17 protein-coding genes are annotated in these 19,159 nt (G+C 63.0%); 8 read left to right on the forward strand and 9 right to left on the reverse strand.

Features of this window, described 5'->3' with window-relative positions:
* Positions 1–33 precede the first annotated feature (33 nt).
* A complete protein-coding gene (locus LJ655_RS13030; RefSeq protein ID WP_230561654.1) occupies positions 34–2,250 on the reverse strand; it encodes a beta-glucosidase family protein in 2,217 nt (738 codons plus the stop codon).
* 611 nt (positions 2,251–2,861) lie between these two features.
* Here LJ655_RS13030 and LJ655_RS13035 point away from each other — a divergent pair.
* The 4 genes from LJ655_RS13035 to LJ655_RS13050 all read left to right on the forward strand — a co-directional run bounded on the left by LJ655_RS13035 (position 2,862) and on the right by LJ655_RS13050 (position 5,981).
* Entirely contained in the window at positions 2,862–4,040 is a 1,179-nt protein-coding gene (locus LJ655_RS13035) for a M23 family metallopeptidase (protein WP_230561655.1), read from the forward strand.
* 135 nt (positions 4,041–4,175) lie between these two features.
* Complete coding sequence (locus tag LJ655_RS13040; RefSeq protein WP_230561656.1) at positions 4,176–4,763, forward strand: helix-turn-helix domain-containing protein; 588 nt, start codon at positions 4,176–4,178, stop codon at positions 4,761–4,763.
* Positions 4,760–5,287 carry a GNAT family N-acetyltransferase gene (locus LJ655_RS13045; RefSeq protein ID WP_230561657.1) on the forward strand — a complete coding sequence of 176 codons (528 nt, stop codon included), beginning with the start codon at positions 4,760–4,762 and terminating at the stop codon, positions 5,285–5,287. Before LJ655_RS13040 ends, LJ655_RS13045 begins: the two co-directional genes overlap by 4 nt.
* A 49-nt stretch (positions 5,288–5,336) precedes the next feature.
* Positions 5,337–5,981, forward strand: a complete 645-nt coding sequence (locus LJ655_RS13050; protein WP_230561658.1) for a trimeric intracellular cation channel family protein — start codon at positions 5,337–5,339, stop codon at positions 5,979–5,981.
* Positions 5,982–6,016: 35 nt separating this feature from the next.
* Here LJ655_RS13050 and LJ655_RS13055 read toward each other — a convergent pair whose 3' ends face one another.
* The 3 genes from LJ655_RS13055 to LJ655_RS13065 form a co-directional block, all read right to left on the reverse strand.
* Positions 6,017–6,895, reverse strand: coding sequence for a MurR/RpiR family transcriptional regulator (locus LJ655_RS13055; protein WP_230561659.1), 879 nt, complete (start codon positions 6,893–6,895; stop codon positions 6,017–6,019).
* Between the two features lie 95 nt (positions 6,896–6,990).
* A complete protein-coding gene (locus LJ655_RS13060; RefSeq protein ID WP_230561660.1) occupies positions 6,991–8,073 on the reverse strand; it encodes an ABC transporter ATP-binding protein in 1,083 nt (360 codons plus the stop codon).
* Positions 8,074–8,137: 64 nt separating this feature from the next.
* A complete protein-coding gene (locus tag LJ655_RS13065) occupies positions 8,138–8,911 on the reverse strand; it encodes an SDR family oxidoreductase (protein ID WP_230561661.1) in 774 nt (257 codons plus the stop codon).
* A 320-nt stretch (positions 8,912–9,231) separates the two neighbouring features.
* Between LJ655_RS13065 and LJ655_RS13070 the strand changes: the two genes are divergently transcribed.
* The 3 genes from LJ655_RS13070 to LJ655_RS13080 all read left to right on the forward strand — a co-directional run bounded on the left by LJ655_RS13070 (position 9,232) and on the right by LJ655_RS13080 (position 12,379).
* Positions 9,232–10,464 carry an ABC transporter substrate-binding protein gene (locus LJ655_RS13070; RefSeq protein ID WP_230561662.1) on the forward strand — a complete coding sequence of 411 codons (1,233 nt, stop codon included), beginning with the start codon at positions 9,232–9,234 and terminating at the stop codon, positions 10,462–10,464.
* A 107-nt stretch (positions 10,465–10,571) separates the two neighbouring features.
* Positions 10,572–11,531: a carbohydrate ABC transporter permease gene (locus LJ655_RS13075; RefSeq protein WP_230561663.1), complete on the forward strand. Its 960-nt coding sequence runs from the start codon at positions 10,572–10,574 to the stop codon at positions 11,529–11,531.
* A complete protein-coding gene (locus LJ655_RS13080) occupies positions 11,528–12,379 on the forward strand; it encodes a carbohydrate ABC transporter permease (RefSeq protein ID WP_230561664.1) in 852 nt (283 codons plus the stop codon). The genes LJ655_RS13075 and LJ655_RS13080 overlap by 4 nt, the downstream gene beginning before the upstream one ends.
* 55 nt (positions 12,380–12,434) lie before the next feature.
* On the opposite strand, the gene LJ655_RS13085 is transcribed toward LJ655_RS13080, so the two are convergent.
* A complete protein-coding gene (locus tag LJ655_RS13085) occupies positions 12,435–12,728 on the reverse strand; it encodes a DUF1330 domain-containing protein (RefSeq protein WP_230561665.1) in 294 nt (97 codons plus the stop codon).
* A gap of 171 nt (positions 12,729–12,899) precedes the next feature.
* Here LJ655_RS13085 and LJ655_RS13090 point away from each other — a divergent pair, with 171 nt between their 5' ends.
* Complete coding sequence (locus LJ655_RS13090) at positions 12,900–14,051, forward strand: peptidyl-alpha-hydroxyglycine alpha-amidating lyase family protein (protein WP_329959701.1); 1,152 nt, start codon at positions 12,900–12,902, stop codon at positions 14,049–14,051.
* A 66-nt stretch (positions 14,052–14,117) separates the two neighbouring features.
* Here the strand turns inward: LJ655_RS13090 and LJ655_RS13095 are convergent, their stop codons facing one another.
* The 4 genes from LJ655_RS13095 to LJ655_RS13110 all read right to left on the reverse strand — a co-directional run bounded on the left by LJ655_RS13095 (position 14,118) and on the right by LJ655_RS13110 (position 19,073).
* On the reverse strand, positions 14,118–14,558 hold the full coding sequence (locus tag LJ655_RS13095) for a hypothetical protein (protein WP_230561667.1): 441 nt from the start codon (positions 14,556–14,558) through the stop codon (positions 14,118–14,120).
* Positions 14,559–14,759: 201 nt separating this feature from the next.
* Positions 14,760–16,466: a purple acid phosphatase family protein gene (locus tag LJ655_RS13100; protein ID WP_230561668.1), complete on the reverse strand. Its 1,707-nt coding sequence runs from the start codon at positions 16,464–16,466 to the stop codon at positions 14,760–14,762.
* Between the two features lie 211 nt (positions 16,467–16,677).
* On the reverse strand, positions 16,678–17,094 hold the full coding sequence (locus tag LJ655_RS13105) for a hypothetical protein (RefSeq protein WP_230561911.1): 417 nt from the start codon (positions 17,092–17,094) through the stop codon (positions 16,678–16,680).
* Positions 17,095–17,123: 29 nt separating this feature from the next.
* The gene (locus tag LJ655_RS13110) at positions 17,124–19,073 is read right to left on the reverse strand and encodes a putative bifunctional diguanylate cyclase/phosphodiesterase (RefSeq protein ID WP_230561669.1); all 1,950 of its coding nucleotides are present in this window, start codon (positions 19,071–19,073) and stop codon (positions 17,124–17,126) included.
* Between the last annotated feature and the right edge of the window lie 86 nt (positions 19,074–19,159).

The raw sequence follows: 19,159 nt of genomic DNA on the forward strand, positions 1-19,159 counted from the left end.
CGCGCGCCCGCATGCGCTACAGCGTCACACTGATTAGCTGTTTCCTTGCAGGCGGATGTCACGCGACGAAGCGCCGACGTACACCGAGCTGCCCGGCACGAAGAGCCAGCGGTTGTTCGTCGTATCCCACACGCTCTGCATGCGCTGTGTCACGATCACGTGCACACGGCGCGATTCCCCGGGATTCAGACCAACCTTGTCCCAGCCCACGAGACGCCGCGGCGGTTCACCCTGATACGGCACGCCCAGGTACACCTGCGGCACTTCCGCACCTGCGACCCGGCCATCGTTACGCACGTTGAACGACACGTCGATCAGGTTGCCCGGCAGATGCTGGACCGACAGACCCGAGTACGCGAAGTGGGTGTACGACAGGCCGTAGCCGAACTCGAACATCGGCGTGATGTTCTGCGAGTCGTACCAGCGATAACCCATGTCGAGCTTCTCGGAGTAGACCGGGTTCGCCGCAAACGCGCCGTTCGTGCCCCACGTCGGCGTGTCCTGGTCGCGCACCGGGAACGTGACGGGCAGCTTGCCGGAAGGATTGACCTTGCCGAACAGCACGTTGGCGATTGCGTTGCCGCCGCCTTCGCCCGGGTACCATGCTTCGACGATCGCGGACACACTATCTTTCCACGGCATCAGCACTGGGTTACCGCTTTCGACGACGACGATCGTGTGCGGATTGGCAGCCGCGACCGCTTCGACGAGTGCGTCCTGGTTGGTCGGATTCGAGAGACCCAGGCTCGGCAGTTCACCGAAGTCCTCACCGGACGGCTGTGCAACCACGACGATTGCGACGTCCGAGTTGGCCGCGAGCGTCGCCGCCTGGGTGATCTGCTGCTGCGTATAGGCGGCAAACGGCGACTGCTGGTCGCTGTTGCCGGCGAAGGTCACCGTGGCCTGCGGCGCGAGCGCCTGAATCGCCGAGACGATCGGCGTGGGCAGCTTCAGCCAGGGGTTTGGCCACCAACTGCAGCCGGTCGACGTGCCGAACGTCAGGCCACCGCAGCCGGCGAACGCGCCGGTCACCGGATGGCGCGTGTCGCCCGAACCGCCGCCCGTCAGTACCGCTGCGTCGGCGTGAGCACCGATCACCGCGATGCGCGACAACGAGCCGGCGGCCAGCGGTAGCTGATTGTTGGCGTTCTTCAGGAGCACTATCGATTGCTCTTCGACCGACTGCGTGAATGCTCTCGCGGCTGAGAAATCGATGGTCGCGCCGCCCTTCGGCGGATCGTCCATCACGCCAGTGCGGATCATCACGTACAGCTTGCGCTCGACCATGTCGTCGAGGCGGGCGGTCGACACCGAGCCGTTCGCGATCGCCTGCTTGACCAGCGGCGGCGTCAGATAGACGGTCGTACCGACATCCTCTTCCTCGTCGAGACCGGCATTGATAGCCGGTGCCGTGCTATGCGTCGCGCCCCAGTCCGACTGCACCTGGCCTTCGAAGTGCCAATCGTTCTTCAGCACGTCGTTGAGGATGTGCGAATTCTCGCAGGCGTAGGTGCCATTGACCTCGTTGTAGCTGCACATCACGTTGCCAGGCTGCGCGCGACGCGCGGCGATCTCGAACGGCAGCAGATAGAGCTCGCGCATCGTGCGCTCGTCGATCTGGCTGTTGCCTCCGCCGCGGTTATGTTCCTGCTCGTTGCCCATGTAGTGCTTGATCGTCGCGATGACCTTCTGGCTTTGCGTGCCGTCGGTGCGCGCCGCGAGCATTTCGCCCGCGAGCACGGGATCCTCGCCTTGATACTCGAAAAGCCTGCCGCCGCGCGGCTCACGCGCGAGGTTCGTGCCGCCGCCGAGCCCCATGCCGAAGCCCTGCTGACGCAGCTGGATCGCAATCTGCTTGCCGAAGTTCCACGACAGCGCCCGGTCCCAGCTAGCCGCCACCGCGAGCGTCGCCGGGAAGGTGGTCGATGCTTGCGTGGTGCTGCCCGAACCCGTTGCGGAGTCGACCATGTTCAGGTCGGGAATGCCGAGGCGCGGCACACCCTGGATGTAGCCCGCGCCGCCGCCGGGCACGGCTGACATTGCGTACTGGGAATGAATGAACTGCAGCTTTTCGTCGATCGTCATCTTGCTCACGAGCGACTCGGCGCGCCGATGCGCCGCCGCCGACGCGAAGGCGTTCAGCACCGTCGGCATGGGCGCGAAGTCGAGCCCGGGCGTGGGGATTTCCGCGTGCGCAGCAGCGCTCACGGCCGCCGCTATCGCGACGGCCGGCCAAATTTTCTTTTGCATAGTTGTCTCTCCGAAATTGTGCTTTTCTGGGGGCAGCGGAGCGCGTCGGGTGGGTGGAAAGCGGACGCGAAAACAGGCATGCAGCGATGACTGCAAACGATTGCCTGTAGGAAGAAGAATCGGCGCAGCTGGATGGGCTGTAGCGGCTCTTCGTGGTGGTTAATGTAGGAATGTAGTCTGACTACAGCATCAGTATTTCTACTAATACATGTAATTTTATGCGTAATAAAGCGTAGGACTTTTCTGACACAAGCTTATCGAAAGTAGAAAAAATAAATTCGTAAAACGAATCGGCAATTTCTATCCATTTTTTAATTCGTATTTGTTGATACGGAAAAATGTACGGGTGGCGAAAACCGCTTCGCCGCGCTCCAGGCATGGGCCCTCTGCGTCGGCGTGCAATCCACCACCACCGCCTCCCTGCCTTGACCGCTCCCATCTCAAAAATCGGATTCGCCCGATACTCGGGGATAGCCGCGATTCATAGACTAAAGGCTCCTCTTATCGGGTTGCGTAGCGCGGACGATTAGCCCTTTGTCTATTGGCTTTCTGCTGTGTTTCAAGCGATGTCATGCATGCCTGCCGCCCTTTTATTCCAGCGAGGTTTTGCAATGATGCGCTTGCCCTATCTACGTCATGCCTGCTCCAGCGCTCACGCCATTTCCTCCAAGGTCGGTTGTTTAGCAAATTGCCGATTCACGTCTTCGGCACGTGTCGTACTGCTATGCGGCACCGTCGCGCTCGTGGGCACGTCGGATTGGGTTGTCAAAACGGACATCGCCAGCCGGCTGATCAAATCGAGCGCAACCCTGTCTTCCCCCGACATTGAACTGACCGTGCCGGCTGTCGACGGGTCTGTTAGTGAGGCCAGAGATAGCCAGCTATCGGACGCCACGTCGTTTGTCATGCCGCAGGCCAATAGTGGTTCGTACGCGGGGCGAATCGAAGGCACGTTGCGCGACACGCTGGTGCGAGCCAACGTGCCGGTGGATGCACAGGAGCAAATCGCTCGTATCTTTGCCCCTCGGCTCGACCTCGCCGCGCCCGCCCGGAAAGGCGACACCTACCAGGTTCTCTACGGAAGCGAAGGTACGACCACACAGCGCATGCGCCTGACGGCCGTCGAGCTGCGCTCAGGCGGCGAGGTCTATCAGGCCGTGTGGTTCGTCGCGCCGGGGCACACCAACGGAGACTACTACTCATTCGGCGGACAGCGGCTCTCGGCCACGCCATTTACGATGCCTCTCGACCACGCTCGCGTCAGCTCCCCATTCGGTTACCGAACCCATCCGGTCAAGGGCAAGTATCACATGCACACCGGCGTGGACCTTGCCGCATCAAAGGGAACACCGGTGGTCGCGGCCGCCTCGGGAACCGTGCGGTTCGTTGGCTTCAAACAGGGATACGGCAACATCGTCGTGCTCAGTCATCCGCGAGGCTATACGACGCACTACGCGCACCTGTCGTCCTTCGCCCGCAATCTGCGCGTCGGCGCTGCGGTGACTGAAAGACAGTCGATCGGGGCGGTAGGCAGCACTGGCACGGCCACGGGGCCCCATCTGCATTTTGAGGTGCGCGAGCGGGATCGTCCGGTCGATCCGCTCAAATTGACAGGCCGAACCGGCGCTTCGCCGCTCACGAGCAGTCAGCGGATCGCGTTCGACAGCGTCACGGGCCCCCTGCGCGAAAAACTCGCGGCGTTGCCCGTCGATACTCCGACGGTCAGGATGGCGTCGAATGCCGAAGTCACACCGAATCCCCGCGCAGACCGGCAGGGGGCGCTAGTTTGAGACATCCGGTCACGCGTGCCCTCATGTGAGCCGTTGGCGAAGACCGGTGCCGCGCTCCGGCCTCTTTCTTCGTGATTGACAACAAAAAGATCAGCTTCTAGTTTACTGGAGACGCGATCTCTTAAACTGGAACACATGGACGTCAATGCCCTGATTGCGCGCCGCATCCGGGAGCTGCGGGACGCGCAGGCCTGGTCGCTGGACGCACTGGCCGAGCGCAGCAAGGTCAGCCGCTCGAATATCTCGCTGATCGAACGCGGGCAAAGCAGTCCCACCGCAACCGTACTCGACAAACTCGCAACCGCGTTGAACGTGCCGCTCGCGTCGCTATTCGAAAAGGATGGCGAGCCGGCCGTTGAACCGTCTCCCGTCAGTCGCGCGGCCGAACAGGCGGTGTGGACCGATCCGAGTTCCGGTTACGTGCGGCGTCATCTGTCGCCGAGCGCACGCTCGGCGATCCAGTTGGTCGAAGTCAACTTTCCCGCGGGTCAGCGCGTCAGTTACGAAACCGGCGCGCGTGACGCGGACATTCATCAACAGGTGTGGATGCTCGACGGCTCGATGGAAATCACGGTCGGCGACACCCGTTGGCGACTCAAAACGGGCGACTGCCTGGCGATGCGGCTCGATAGCCCGATCGTGTTCCGCAACCCCACTCGCAAACGCGCGCGTTATCTCGTCGCGCTGAGCACGTTGCCAATCAACGAACGGAGAAACGGATGAGCGATAACATGACCATACGGCGTGTGGGCGGGAATGAAGCGGCCGCCTGCGTCGAAGCGCTCGCCGACGTGCTGATCGACTGCGTGGAAGGCGGGGCGTCGGTCAGTTTCATGCTGCCGATCTCGCGCGAGACCGCGCTTGCGTTCTGGAGCAAGGTTGCGCAAAGCGTGGCACTCGGCGAGCGCGCACTGTTGATCGCCGAAGATGGCAGTGGCGATATCGTCGGCACCGTGCAGTTGATTACCGCGCAGCCCGAAAATCAACCGCATCGCGCGGACGTCGCGAAAATGCTCGTGCATAGGAAGGCACGCGGGCGCGGTATCGGTCATGCGTTGATGCGTGAGATCGATCGGGTCGCGAGGGCCGAGAAGAAGTCGGTTCTGGTGCTCGACACCGTGACCGGCGGCGATGCAGAGCGGCTCTATCAGCGCGCCGGCTGGCACCGCGTGGGCAACGTGCCCAACTACGCGCTGATGCCTGACGGCGCGTTCTGCGGGACGACGTTCTATTTCAAACAGCTTTGACTGAACGGGAAGTGTGTTCCGCCCCGCTCTACCAACACGAAACCACTCAGTGAACTCACACGCCGTCTATACCATCCTCGACCTGATCGGTACCTTCGTGTTCGCGATCAGCGGCGCCGTCGCCGCGCGTCAGCGACGGCTCGACCTGTTCGGCATCGTCGTGATCGCCTTCATGGTCGCGTGCGGCGGCGGCATCGTGCGCGACGTGTGCATCGGCGCGATTCCGCCCGCAGGACTGTCGAATTGGCGCTATCTGGCCACCGCGCTCGCCGCGTCCGCAGTGACGATTCTCGCGTATCCGCAGGTGCGCCGGCTGCGTCAGCCGGTGCTGTTCTTCGATGCGATCGGACTGGGTCTGTTCGCGGTGTCGGGCGCGCAGAAAACGCTCGCATACGGCCACAATGCCGAGCTTGCGATTGTGCTCGGCATCGTCAGCGCGGTGGGCGGCGGTGTGATGCGCGACGTCGTGCTCTCGCGCGTGCCCGCGATTCTCGAGCGCGAGATCTATGCATCGGCCGCGCTCCTCGGCGCAGCCGTGCAAGTGGGCTTTTCGTATGCGGGCTGGACGGACTGGTGGACACCGTGGGCTGCAACGCTCGCGTGTGTGATGATGCGGCTCGCGTCGCTGCGCTACCACTGGCGGCTGCCGGTCTTCCAGGGCAAACGCTCGGCCGGCATGCGCGACCATTCATAACGGCCCCTGCACGCTTCAGCTTGCGCTTTGCGAAATCAGCCGCGGCCTGTTTGCTCCCCCGCCCCTTCCGGCTCATGCGGCACGAGCCGCGCCTTTGCATGCCGCATCTTTTCCAGCGTCTCGGGCCCGGCCTTCAGCGCGACGCCGATCGCAAGCGCGTCCATGATGCACAGATGCACGAGCCTCGACACACCGGGCGTGTTCGGATCGATCGGGCTCGCCACGCGCAGCAGCAGCGGAATATCGACGAGCCATGCGAGCCGCGAGCCGACGTTGGTCAGCGCGATCGTCGTCGCGCCGCGCTCCTTCGCGATCTGGATGCTCTCGTTCACTTCGACGCTACGCCCCGAATGCGAGATGGCGAACGCGACGTCGCCTGGCTCCATCAGGCCCGCGTAAAGCCGCTGCAAATGACCGTCGGTAAACGCGGCCGCCGCGATGTCGATGCGCAAAAAACGCAGTGCCGCGTCCTGCGCGACGAGCCCCGAGCCCGAACCCACACCGAAGAAAAACACGCGCCGGGCGCTCGAAAGCGCCGCTAGGGCACTTTCGACCACGGCCGGATCGAGCGCGCCGCAAGCATGCGTGATGCCGTCGATCGCCGCTTCGCCGACCTTGTCCATCAAGGTCTGCACGTCATCGCCGCGCGCGACCGTGGTCGACGCATACGGCAGCCCGCCCGCGACGCTCTGCGCGAGCTGCATCTTGAAGTCGCGCAGACCGTGCGCACCGATCGCGCGGCAAAAACGCGTGACGGAAGGCTCGGACACGTCGGCGCGCTGCGCAAGGTCGGTGATGCTCGCGCGCATCGCGAAGTCGACGTCGGCGAGCACCATGTCGGCGACCTTGCGCTCGGCGGGCCGCAGACTGGCGAGTGCGCTGCGGATGTGGGGAATCAAGTTCGGTGCGGACACCCGGTGTTCCTTAGGGTCTGTTTACATGTGGATCCGCGTCGCTCGCCGCTTCTCCGGCTCGAATCGGCTTGATGCACGTTCAAGCGGCGCGCGGCTCAAACCAGCCTGCGTCCACTCTCCGTATCGAACAGATGAATGCATTCGGCCGGCAGCCGCAGCGCGACACGCTGACCGGGCTCGATCTTCGAGCGCTCGCGCGTGGTCACGCACCACGACGAACCGCCTATTGTCCCGTACAAGTGCGTCTCGGCGCCAGTCGGCTCGACCACTTCGACGTCGAGCGCGGCATCCGGTATCTGCGTCGTGATCTCGATGTGCTCGGGCCGCACGCCCAGCGTGATCTTCGCGCCGACCACGGCCGACTCGGGCGCGCCCTCGAGCGCCACCTCGCCGCCGTCCGCGAGTTTCAACGCGAGGCCTTGGCCCTGGGTGCGATTGACGATCACGCCCTCGACGAAATTCATCGACGGCGAGCCGAGGAAGCTCGCGACGAACAGATTCGCCGGACGATCGTACAGTTCGAGCGGCCGGCCGATCTGCTCGATGCGCCCCGCGTTCATCACGACGATGCGATCGGCCATCGTCATCGCTTCGATCTGATCGTGCGTGACATAGATCACCGTGTTCTTCAAACGCTGGTGCAGCGCCTTGATTTCGGTGCGCATCTGCACGCGCAGCTTCGCGTCGAGATTCGACAGCGGCTCGTCGAACAGGAACAGCGACGGCTCGCGCACCACCGCGCGCCCCATCGCGACGCGTTGCCTCTGGCCGCCCGACAGCGCACGCGGCAAGCGGTCCAGATAGCCGCCGAGGTTGAGCATCTTCGCGGCAGCGTCGATGCGCGGCTTGAATTTTGCCGAGGATTCCTTGCGAATTCTCGGGCCGAACGCAATGTTGTCGTACACCGTCAGATGCGGATACAGCGCGTAACTCTGGAACACCATCGAGATGTTGCGCTGCTGCGGCGCGAGCGTATTCGCGCGCGTGCCGCCGATCATCAGATCGCCGCCGCTGATTTCCTCGAGCCCTGCCACCATCCGCATCAGCGTGCTCTTGCCGCAGCCCGACGGACCGACCAGCACGACGAACTCGCCGTCGTCGATGTGGAGATCGATGCCGTGCACGACCTGGGTGTCGCCGTAGCGTTTGAAGATGCCGCTCAGTTGCACTGCTGCCATGCTGTCCTCGTTGTCTTGCTTCGTGTTGAATTGCGGGTGCCGTATCGCACCCGCCGCGCGCGGCTCAGAACGACTCGAGCGTCAGCTCCTGCGCCATCAAACGGTTGCCCGCCATCAAGCCGCCGTCGACCGGCAACGCAACGCCGGTGATCACGCGCGCTTGCGGCGACGCGAGAAACAGCACCGCATCGGCGATGTCGTCCGGCGTCGCGAAGTCGCGCAACGGGTACCACTTCTTCAGTTCCTCGAACACCTGCGGATTCCTCTCGACGCGCGCCTGCCATGCCTGCGTTTTCACGGTGCCCGGACACACGATGTTCGCGCGAATGCCGTAGCGACCCAGCTCGACCGCGAGCGCTTTCGTATAGCTGATGAGACCCGCCTTCGCCGCGCTATACGCGGGATGACCGAGCGCGGCGAGACCATTCACCGAGCCGATCAGCACGAGCACGCCGTGCTGCCGTTCGATCATCGACGCGCGCACCGCCTCGACCGTGTGATACGCGCCGTTCAGATTCAGATGGATGTCGCGCTGCCAGCTCGCGGCGTCGGTAGTCGCGAGCGACGCGCCGAGCGCCGCGCCCGCATTTGCGACCAGCACGTCCACCGGCCCGCGCTGGGCGACCGCCGCGGCCACCGCTTGCTGCACTGCGACGGCGTCGCCGAGATCGACCGCGACCGGCACGAGCTTGTCCGCGCCGAGCTGCGCGCCCAGCGATTGCAGTGCGGTCGCGTCGATGTCGAGCGCGAGCACCGTATCGCCCGCCCCGACGAAACGCTCACAGAACACGCTGCCGATACCGCCGCATGCGCCCGTTACCAATACGACACGATCCATGTGATCCTCGCTCGTTCGCCCCGCCGCTTCAGCCGTCTTGCCGTGGCCCTCCGCCACCTGGCCCCTTCCGCGCACCGCGCTGTAAATTTCTTACATAAGCGGCCGGCGACGGCTTCCGGGTTATCCCGAAGAGTGGGCTGCCATATGCTATCGCGGTGCAGAATATCTCATGCTTTACGGCATCTTATGCACAAAACCGCCGAAGAAAAAATATCGCAGACCCTACGTGACAAGCTATTTTGCGTCCTGTAGGATTTTTTCAAACAACTCACCCCAAGGCGGCCGGCGACGGCAGCAAACCACCCACAGGAGAGAAAAAAATGTCGTTGCATGCCCGTGCTTCCCTCGCGCTAGGCAAAGTCGCCGTGGCGCTCGCGTTTGCAGGTATCGCCGTCTCGGCTCACGCCGAAACGGTCCGCGTGACGGTCGCTCACTACAGCGACGCGACCGCGCCGTACTTCGAGAAAATGGCCCGCAACTTCGAGAAGGCCAACCCCGGCACGACCATCAAGATCGAAGACGTGAACTGGGACACGTTGCAACAGAAGCTGCAAACGGATATCTCCGGCGGCGCCAACGCGGACCTCGCCATCGTGGGCACGCGCTGGCTCCTCGACTTCGTGAAGGACGACGTCGCCGAGCCGCTCGACGGCTACATGGACGCGAACTTCAAGGCCCGCTTCATCGGCCCGTTCCTCGCCCCCGGCCAGATCAACGGCAAAACCTACGGCCTGCCGATCGCCGCTTCCGCGCGCGCGCTGTACTACAACAAGGACATGCTCGCGAAGGTCGGCTACCCCGACGGCCCGAAGACCTGGAACGACGTGATCGATGCATCGAAGAAGCTGAAGGCGCAAGGCATCGCCGGCTTCGGTCTGCAAGGCAAGGAAATCGAAACCGACGTCTACTATTACTACGCGCTGTGGACGGCGGGCGGCGACGTGGTCGGCAAGGACGGCAAGGCCGCGTTCAATTCGCCCGCGGGCGTGAAGGCCGCGACGATGTACAAGCAGATGATCGACCAGGGTCTCACGCAACCGGGCGTCACCGGCTATAGCCGCGAAGACGTGCAGAACCTGTTCAAGCAGGGCCGCGTCGCGATGGTGATCTCGGCGCCGTTCCTCGCCAAGCAGATCAAGAAGGAAGCGCCGAACCTGAAGTACGGCATCGATCCGGTGCCGATGGGCACGACGCACGCCACCTACGCGGTCACAGACTCGATCGTGATGTTCAAGAATTCGAAAGTGAAGAAGACCGCGTGGAAGTTCCTCGACTATCTGTTCACGAAGGAACCGCGCGTCGAGTTCACGACGACCGAAGGCTTCCTGCCGACCACGAAGGCCGAAGCGGCTGATCCGGCGTTCAACGACCCGGACGTCAAGGCATTTATCGCGCTTTTGCCCACCGCTCACTTCGCCCCGACCGTGACCGGCTGGGAAGACACCGCCAAGGCCGTGACCGATTCGATGCAGGCGATCTATCTGAACAAGGCGCAACCGGCTGAAGCGTTGACGGCGGCGGCTGCGCAAGCGAACAAGTCGCTCGGTCACTGAGACGCGACTTTTAGCAGTAAAGAGGTGAACAGGAAACGCGCGGCGCCGTTACGACGGCGTCGCGCGCTCCGCTGCGCCGCCCTTGCCATCGACCCGACACCAGCAAGATGCACTTTTCCGGCCCATTCCGTCGCGTCCGTCGTTTGAAGGCAGGCGCGTCTTACGATCGTGCACGCACGAGCGGTTCCGTTTCCCCGCGCCCGCACGCGCCGTGGTTGCTGATCGCGCCGAGCCTCGTGCTCGCGCTGTTCATCATCAGCTATCCGATCTTTAACATCGTGTGGCAATCGCTGCATGAGGTCTCGCGCTTCGGCGCGATCCGCGATTTCACCGGCGTACAGAACTTCATCAACGTGTTCCAGGACCCGGTGTTTGTCGCCTCCGTACGCCGCACGATCATCTGGACCGTGTGCGTGGTGGGCGGCACGGTGCTGATCTCGGTACCTGTCGCACTGATTCTGAATCAGGACTTTCACGGCCGCGGCATCGCACGCACGATCGTGATGCTGCCGTGGTCCGTCTCGCTGACGATGACCGCCGTCGTCTGGCGCTGGGCCTTCAACGACGACTATGGCATGGTCAACGTCACGCTGCAGCGCCTCGGCCTGATCAGCGGGCCGATCCATTGGCTCGCGACGCCCGAATTCGCGTTCCCTGTCGAAATCGCGGTCGGCATCCTGGTGTCGATCCCGTTCACGGTGACGATCTTTCTCGGTGGCCTCTCCTCGGTGCCAGGCGACATCTACGAAGCGGCGCGCATCGACGGCGCGAGCGCCTGGCAGCAGTTCCGTCAACTGACGATGCCGCTGTTGCGTCCATTTATCAACATGGCGATCCTGCTGAACGTGATCTACGTGTTCAACTCGTTTCCGATCATCTGGGTGATGACGCAGGGCGGCCCCGACAACAGCACGCACATCCTCGTCACCTATCTGTACGAACTCGGCTTCCGGCTGGGACGCCCCGGCGAAGCGGCCGCCGTTTCGCTGATCATGCTCGTGATGCTGTTCATGTTCTCGATCGCCTATCTGCGTCTGCAACGCGCGAAAGAAGGAGTGCCGTCATGAGTCTGAGCGCGAAGACTAAACGCTCGCTGTGGTGCTGGCTCGCGCTATTGCCGCTCGTGATCGTCATACTGTTTCCGTTCGCGGTAATGTTCTTCACCGCGCTCAAGCCGGCTTCGGAGATCTTTATTTATCCGGCGCGCTGGCTGCCGGTGCAATGGCAGTGGCGCAATTTCGTCGACATGTGGGACGCGGCCAACTTCGGTGTCGCCCTGCGCAACAGCACGATCATCAGCTTTCTGTCCACCGCGCTCGCACTCGCGGTGAGCCTGCCCGCCGCTTACGCGCTCGCGCGCTTTCCGTTTCGCGGACGCGGCCTGTATCGGCAGTTCCTACTCGTCACGCAGATGTTGTCGCCGATCCTGCTCGTGGTCGGCCTGTTCCGGCTCGCGGCGATGATTCCGTGGGGCGACGGCAACCTGGTCGATTCGAGAATCGGCGTGATCGTGTCGTACGCTGCGTTCAATATCGCGTTCGCGGTGTGGATGCTGTCGTCGTACTTCGAGACCGTGCCGCAGGATCTGGAGGAATCGGCCTGGCTCGAAGGCTGCAGCCGCACGCGCGCGGTGTTCAAGGTGTTTCTGCCGCTCGCGGTGCCGGCGATCGTCGTGACGGCGATCTTCACCTTCATCAACGCGTGGAACGAGTTCGCGGTCGTCTATACGTTGATCCGCTCGCCGGAGAACAAGACGCTGACCGTGCAGGTGACGGATATGGTGGCGGGCAAGTACGTGGTCGAATGGCATCTGGTGATGGCCGCGACGTTGGCCGCGACGTTGCCGGTTTCGATCGTGTTTGCGTGGTTGCAGCGCTATATGGTGAAGGGGCTCGCGCTGGGGGCGGTGAAGTGAGTCGCCAACAATGCTGCGCGGCCGCGCCGCGCAGTGTGCCTATGCGACTCGCGCGTTAGTCGGCGCCGCGCACGATCCGCAGGTCACGCTCGACGCCGTCGCCCAGCGCTGCCAGTGCCTTCTTGTACGCCTCGCTTTCGTAGGCGGCAACGGCCTGCTCGTAGGTCGGAAACTCGATCACGACCGTGCGCTCCTTCAGGCCCTGCTCGCGCGGCTCGTCCGCCACACCCCGAACGAGGAACTTGCCGCCCGCTGCCGCCACCGCGGCCGGGGCAAGTTGCGCGTACGCAGCCAGTTTCTGCGGGTCGTTCGTCTTCCGGTACGACGTCACCCAATAACCTTTGCTCATTCGAATCTCCTCATGTGATGGAACAACGCGGGCCCAAGCGGACCAAAGCAGTCGCGATCTTACATAGTAGCAAAGAGGCGCTCGGCCTTCGCGTGGTTCGCCATTGAACGATTTGTGCACTAGGATTGCTTGTGCACATTTTCGATGCCGGACTATTCAAGGAGACAGCGAGTGAGCGAGCGATACGAGTCGTTTTGTGCATGCTGCGGCAGTCCCGAGCATCGGGCAATGAGCCGCCGGACTTTCATGAGCCTGATTGCGGGCAGCGCCGCTGGACTTGCAATGCCGTGCGCGTTCGCGGCCGATACGCCGGCCGTGCCCGCGATTGCTTACGACTCGATTCCCAACCCCGTACGTTTACCGAACGACATGTACTTCGGCGAATGCTCGGGCGTCGCGCTCAATTCGCGTGGCCACATCTTCGTGCTGTCGCGCGGCAACACCACGGGGCCCGCATACGGCGCGGCCGCCGCGCAACTGCTCGAGTTCGCGCCCGACGGGCGCTTCGTGCGCGAGATCGGCCACAACCTGTACGCGTGGTCGTTCGCGCACACGGTGAAGGTGGACCGGCACGACAACATCTGGGTCACCGACAAAGGCTCCGACATGGTGATCAAGTTCACGCCGGAAGGACGCGTCGCGATGGTGTTCGGCCGCAAGCAGGAAGCATCGGACGAAGAGACCGCGCCGCTCAAGCATCCGAATCCGCCGCTGCCGTCCGAGCCCGGACGCTTTCGTCAGGTGACCGACGTCGCATGGGACAAGGCGGGCAACACCTACATCAGTGACGGCTATATCAATTCGCGCGTCGCAAAGGTCGATCGCAACGGCAACTGGCTGAAGTCATGGGGTGATCGGGGCACGGGTCCGGGGCAGTTTCATACGCCGCATAGCATCGCGGTCGATGCGAACGACCACGTATATGTAGCGGATCGCAGCAACCGGCGCATCCAGGTGTTCGATACCGAGGGCTCATTCCTGCGCCAGTTCACGATCGACGTGCCGGTGCCGCCGGACGCGCGTCCCGCCATCGGCAACATGCCGAGCGAAGCGGACCTCGCGGCGGGCACGTTCGCGCCGGGTTCGCCGTGGGCGATCTGCATTTCTCCGGGACCGAAGCAGATGCTCTACTGCGCCGACGCGTTTCCGGGCCGCATCTACAAGATGACGCTCGAGGGCAAAGTGCTGGGCGTACTCGGCAAAGCGGGCAAACAGCCGAAACAGTTCGGCTGGATTCACGAGATGGCGTGTCCTTCGGAAAACGTCTTATTCGTTGCCGAGTTGCTGAACTGGCGTATTCAGAAGCTGGTTCTGCATGCGTGATGGACAAGGGCCGCCGCATTCGCCGGTGACGCGGTTGCGGACCGGCCCTGTGGATGCCAACTCGAATCAGTCGTAGTGACGATGCTTGTGATGGTGCTTGCCGGAATGGAAGCCGCGCGAGTAGTCGTCGGCATACGAGTTGGAGCGCGAGATGTTGCCGCCGAGCGCCGAACCCGCGCCACCGCCGAGTGCCGCGCCGACGAGGCCGCCGGTGCGGCCGCCCATTGCATTGCCTGCCGCGGTGCCCGCCCCGCCACCGAGCGCGCCGCCGATGATCGCGCCGGTACGTTCGCGGCGGTTCGACGTGACCGCGCCGCCCGCACCGCCGCCCACTGCGCCGCCGATCACCGCGCCGGTGCTGCCGCCCACCGCGCCGCCGACCGCCGCGCCGGCCACACCACCGAGCGCGCCGCCGAGCATGTTGTTCATATCGCCGGCGAGTGCCGGCAACGACGCAGCGGCGCTCAAAGCCGCCACGGCAACCATCTGGAAGATTTTCTTCGACATATCAGGTCTTTGTTTTAGTGAGACGGCGCCGAGTATAGCGGTGCTTCCGAAGGGTCTTTGTAACCTCGACGGTCCATGGCCGTAAGACGTGTAACAAAATGAATGCGTGGTTGCTCTTGCGGTGAGCGTGAAAACACAAGGGCCGCTCGCGGCGAGCGGCCCTCGGTGGCACGGAAACGTTCGAGAACAATAACAATTGTTTTATCCGCGCCGCTTCTTCTTCAACTCGATCGTCTCGAACAGTTCGTATTCCGGTGTCGGCGTGTGATCGGCGCCCGGCGCATGATAGTAGTTCATCGTGATCGTAGTGTCGCCACCGGGCTGCCCCGGATCGTAATCGAACACCGCGATGCCGTAGCCGGTGCCGGTATCGCGTTGCGCAGACCAGATCGCGTCTTCGACCGCATCGGCGCTCGCGCGCACGAACGTGCCTGCGGTGGTCGACGGCACCGGGCGATTCGGTTTCGTGAAGACGCGCGCCTGCGGCAGACCGGTGCCGCTATCGACGCCATACACGTCGAGCGGGGCGCTCGTACCGCCGCCACCGAGGATCAGGTGAATCGTGCCGTGGCTCGTATCGAACGTCGATGCGCCCGCCGATACTGCCGACATGACCGGTTTAGGCTGCAACGTATCGACCGGGCGTCCCGTCGCGATGTCGACGCCCTTGTTGTGATTGCACCCGCGCACCGGATAGCTGCGCTCGTAGTCGTGATCGTGACCGCACAGCACGAGGTCCACGCCGTAGCGATCGAACAACGGCAGCCACGCTTCGCGAATACCCTTATCGGAACCATTGCCGGTCTTCGATGAACTGAGTGCGTCCTGATGCATCTGCACGACGATCCAGTCGACGTCGTGATCGCGCGATGCATGTTGCAGCACCTGTTCGAGCCAGCGTGTCTGCTCGCCATTGCTATAGCCGCGCACGTATAGCGACGTGCCTGCTGCAATGGGTGGATTGCCGGTACTTGCGACCGGCGTCAGCGGCGCGGGGCCGGCGACGAACGCGGCGGCATCCTGGTAGACGACGTCGTCCGCATCGAGTGAAACGAACTGCACCGAGCCGACGCGAAAGCTGTACCAGCGGCCCGGAAAACGCGTGTGGTTATCGGGCAGCACGTAGCGCGACAGATACGACGCAAGCCCCTGCTCGCCGTTGTTGAATTCGAGTTCGTGATTGCCGGGGCACGGCATCCATGGCCGGTTCGACGCCGACGTCTGCATGTTGTTGCCGAAGTCTCGCCACACCTCGGGCTGGTGCGCCGGGTTCAGATTCGCATAGCACAGGTCGCCGTTCAATAAATGAAACAGCGGCTCAAAGCGCTCGACCGCCTGCACGGCGAAGCGGCTTTGCGGCGATGACAGCACCCACTTCGTATTCGGCGTCGCGAGGTCGCCGTAGCTGGTCCAGCGAAACGGCGCGCGGCCGCGCGGCGCGGTGCGAAAACTCGCGGTGAAGGGCTGCGACGCGTTGCTGTCGTTGTCGGCCGTCACTTCGTACTGGTAGCTCGTGTCGGCTTTCAGTTCGCGCACGCGCGCGTGATAGTTGAACACGACCTCGCCGTTGATGCCGTCGGTGTAGGTGCTCTGAACCGCGTGAACCGTATGCTTCGCGCGCTCGGCTCCGTCGATGCCGCTCAAGCGCACCTGCGGATTGACCGCGGGCGCGAGCGACGACCACGACACCGTGACTTCGCTGCTCGGGTCGCTGCCCCAGGTCAGGTGAATCTGTTCGGGTGTGCCATCGGGTGCGCCGCTCGTCGCGCCGCGCGCGCCCGAAGCGAGTGCGCCCGCCGCAGTCGCGAGACCCGATACGCCCGCGAACTTCAGAAACCCGCGACGCGAAACGATGGATGCGCCGTGTTCATCGGCGTGCGTTGCCTTGACGATTTTTCTGTTCGACATGTCCGGTATGGTTGTTCAGGTGGGAGAACGCCAGCGCAAAACAACGCCCCGCGGCGCCAGCGCGGACGGAAATTGACGAACGATCGTAGCCGGACGGCGATGACAGTCCGATGAAAACTTCGAGCGAACCAACAGAGGAGAGGGTCGATCTCGCAACGCTTACCAAAACAAATGCCGGTTGCAGTCGTGCGATTCAATCGCGCGCATTCAACTACGCGGGGGGCTGCGGATTGTTCTCGGATTTCGTGTCGTACCTCGAAACGCGAAGAATGCCGTTCGTGTCGATCAGCTTCGACAAGCCTGCTTCCAACGCATCGGCGACGTCCTTGTCATAAACTTCGTCGCCATTCACGTAAAGCGTGAACGATTGCAGGTACTTCGCTTTCTTTTCCGGGTTCTCGATGGTCTGCCGGGTCCATTCATAAAGCGGGTAGTTCCCGGTACCCATTTTTTCCGCTTCGCTGACATAGTCTGCGAACGCATCGAACTGGCACCTGAGCGTTGCTTGATGCGTTTGCAGAATGGCGCGAAGCGCCGGATGCGCAGCACATGAAGGATCCAGGCGCAGCGAGGCCGCCAGTTCCGCCGATGCGGTGATTCGCAGCTGGAATTGCAAGGAAGACGGCATTACCACCTCGAGCATGTCGGTAACGGATATCAGAGGTCCGCGGGCTCGGCCTTGTCGGCGACACGCGCGTCGGGCTCCGCTTCGATGCGCTCGATTTCTCCGCTGCACATCGGCTTGCCGAGCAGAAAGCCCTGCGCATGCGTGCAACCACATACGCGCACGAAATCGAGCTGCTCATGGGTTTCGATGCCCTCGGCCGTGGTCGGCATGCCGATCTCACGCGCGAGCGCGACGATGCCGCGTACCACGGCCGCCGATTCGCGTCCATGCACGGACTCGCGGACGAACGAGCTGTCGATCTTCAGCTTATCGAACGAGAAGCGCACGAGCGTCGACATCGTCGAAAAGCCGGTGCCGAAGTCGTCTAGCGCGAGCCCGATGCCCAATGCGCGCAATCTGGTGATATTGCGGCGGGTCACTTCGTCGTCGTTCAACAGCACCGTTTCCGTGACCTCGAGATTGAGCCGCGTCGGCGGAAGCCGCGTTTTCCGAAGTATCGCCGTCACCGTCGAGGCGAACGAATCCTCGCGCAACTGCACCGGCGATACGTTGACCGCAACGACCACCTTGTCGCGCCAGGTCACCGCCTCCGTACACGATTGCAATAGCGCCCATTCGCCCAATGCGAGGATCAGGCCGGTGCGCTCCGCGGTCGGAATGAACGCGGACGGCGACAACTCACCGCGTGTCGGATGCGTCCAGCGAATCAACGCCTCGCGCCCCGCCACCGCGCCCGTATGCAGATCGACGATCGGCTGATACTCCATGCGCAAACCATTGAACGACTTGAGCGCGCCTTCCAGATCGCTGCGCAGCATGCTCAGGCTTTCATCGGACGCGTGCTTCCCGGCATCGAAAATCGCGAATGCGCTTTTGCCGCTGCGCTTGACGCTATACAACGCGCGGTCCGCGCAGATCAGCAATTCCGGGCCGGTGTTTGCATGCTCGGGATACAGCGCGATGCCGACGCTCGCGCCGATATGCACGAGCGCTTCGCTCAGCACGAACGGCCGCGCCACCGTTCTGACGATGCGGTCGGCCAGCACCCGCACGTCGCGAAGCTGCCCGGCGCCGTCCGCAATCGCGACGAATTCGTCGCCCGCCAGCCGCCCAGCCTGATCGCCGCTCGGCAGCAAATCACGCAAACGGGTCGCCGCTTCCTCCAGAATCTGGTCGCCGGCGGCGTGGCCCAGACTGTCGTTGATCGCCTTGAAGCCATCGAGATCGATCAGCAGCACCGCGAACGACTGACCCTGATGCGTCGAACTCCTGCCGGTGCGTTCGAGCAATAGCTCGTTGATACGGGCGCGATTCGGCAATCCGGTCAGGCTGTCCTGGCGAGCCAGACGGTGACTGTTTTCACGGGCAAGCAGCAACGCGACGGTGTCGCGATGACTGCGCATCGTAACCGTGAAAAAGCCGGCCGCGCAAAACGGTACCTGAAACAGCAGCACGAGCTTGCCGTTGCCAGGCGACATCGCCGCGCCGATACTCAGAAAGCCGAGAATAAAGCCCATCTGCAGTAACGCGAGCCGCGGCGTGCCCGCATTACGTCCCGCCAATCCGCCTATCACACCGACCGCGCAAACGTTTCCGAGCAGAAAAAGTGTGGGACTTCCGCTGATATTGCAAAGCAATGTGCCGAATCCAAATAGCATGCTCCATAAGAGACTTGCGAAAAGAAACGCGGAAGTCGGCGTGGGCATCCCCTGCGCCGCGCGCGTGCGGCATATCCATATCAGCATGAGCCGCGCCATCAGCAGGGCGACGACCGCGACGCCCCACGCGGCATACAGCGGAATCGGATAAAGGTGGAACGCAGTCGCGCAAACGCTGATTTCGCATATCGACGCGAATATGATCGAAGCGGTTCGTGTGAACAGATTGGCAAGCAGAATCTGCCGGTTTTCCGGGCTCAGGCTCTGGGAGGAGGACACGACCCACCTGAAAAATGGAGACCTGGGTTCTGTAAAAGCCATGACCTGCGCAATTGACGGTTGGTGGGTTCCAATCGGCATGCAATTGGACGCATCGTGTAGCGATTGCACTCCCGTAAAATATCAGA

Origin of the sequence: Paraburkholderia translucens (genome assembly GCF_020881035.1) — a bacterium.
Lineage (GTDB): Bacteria > Pseudomonadota > Gammaproteobacteria > Burkholderiales > Burkholderiaceae > Paraburkholderia > Paraburkholderia translucens.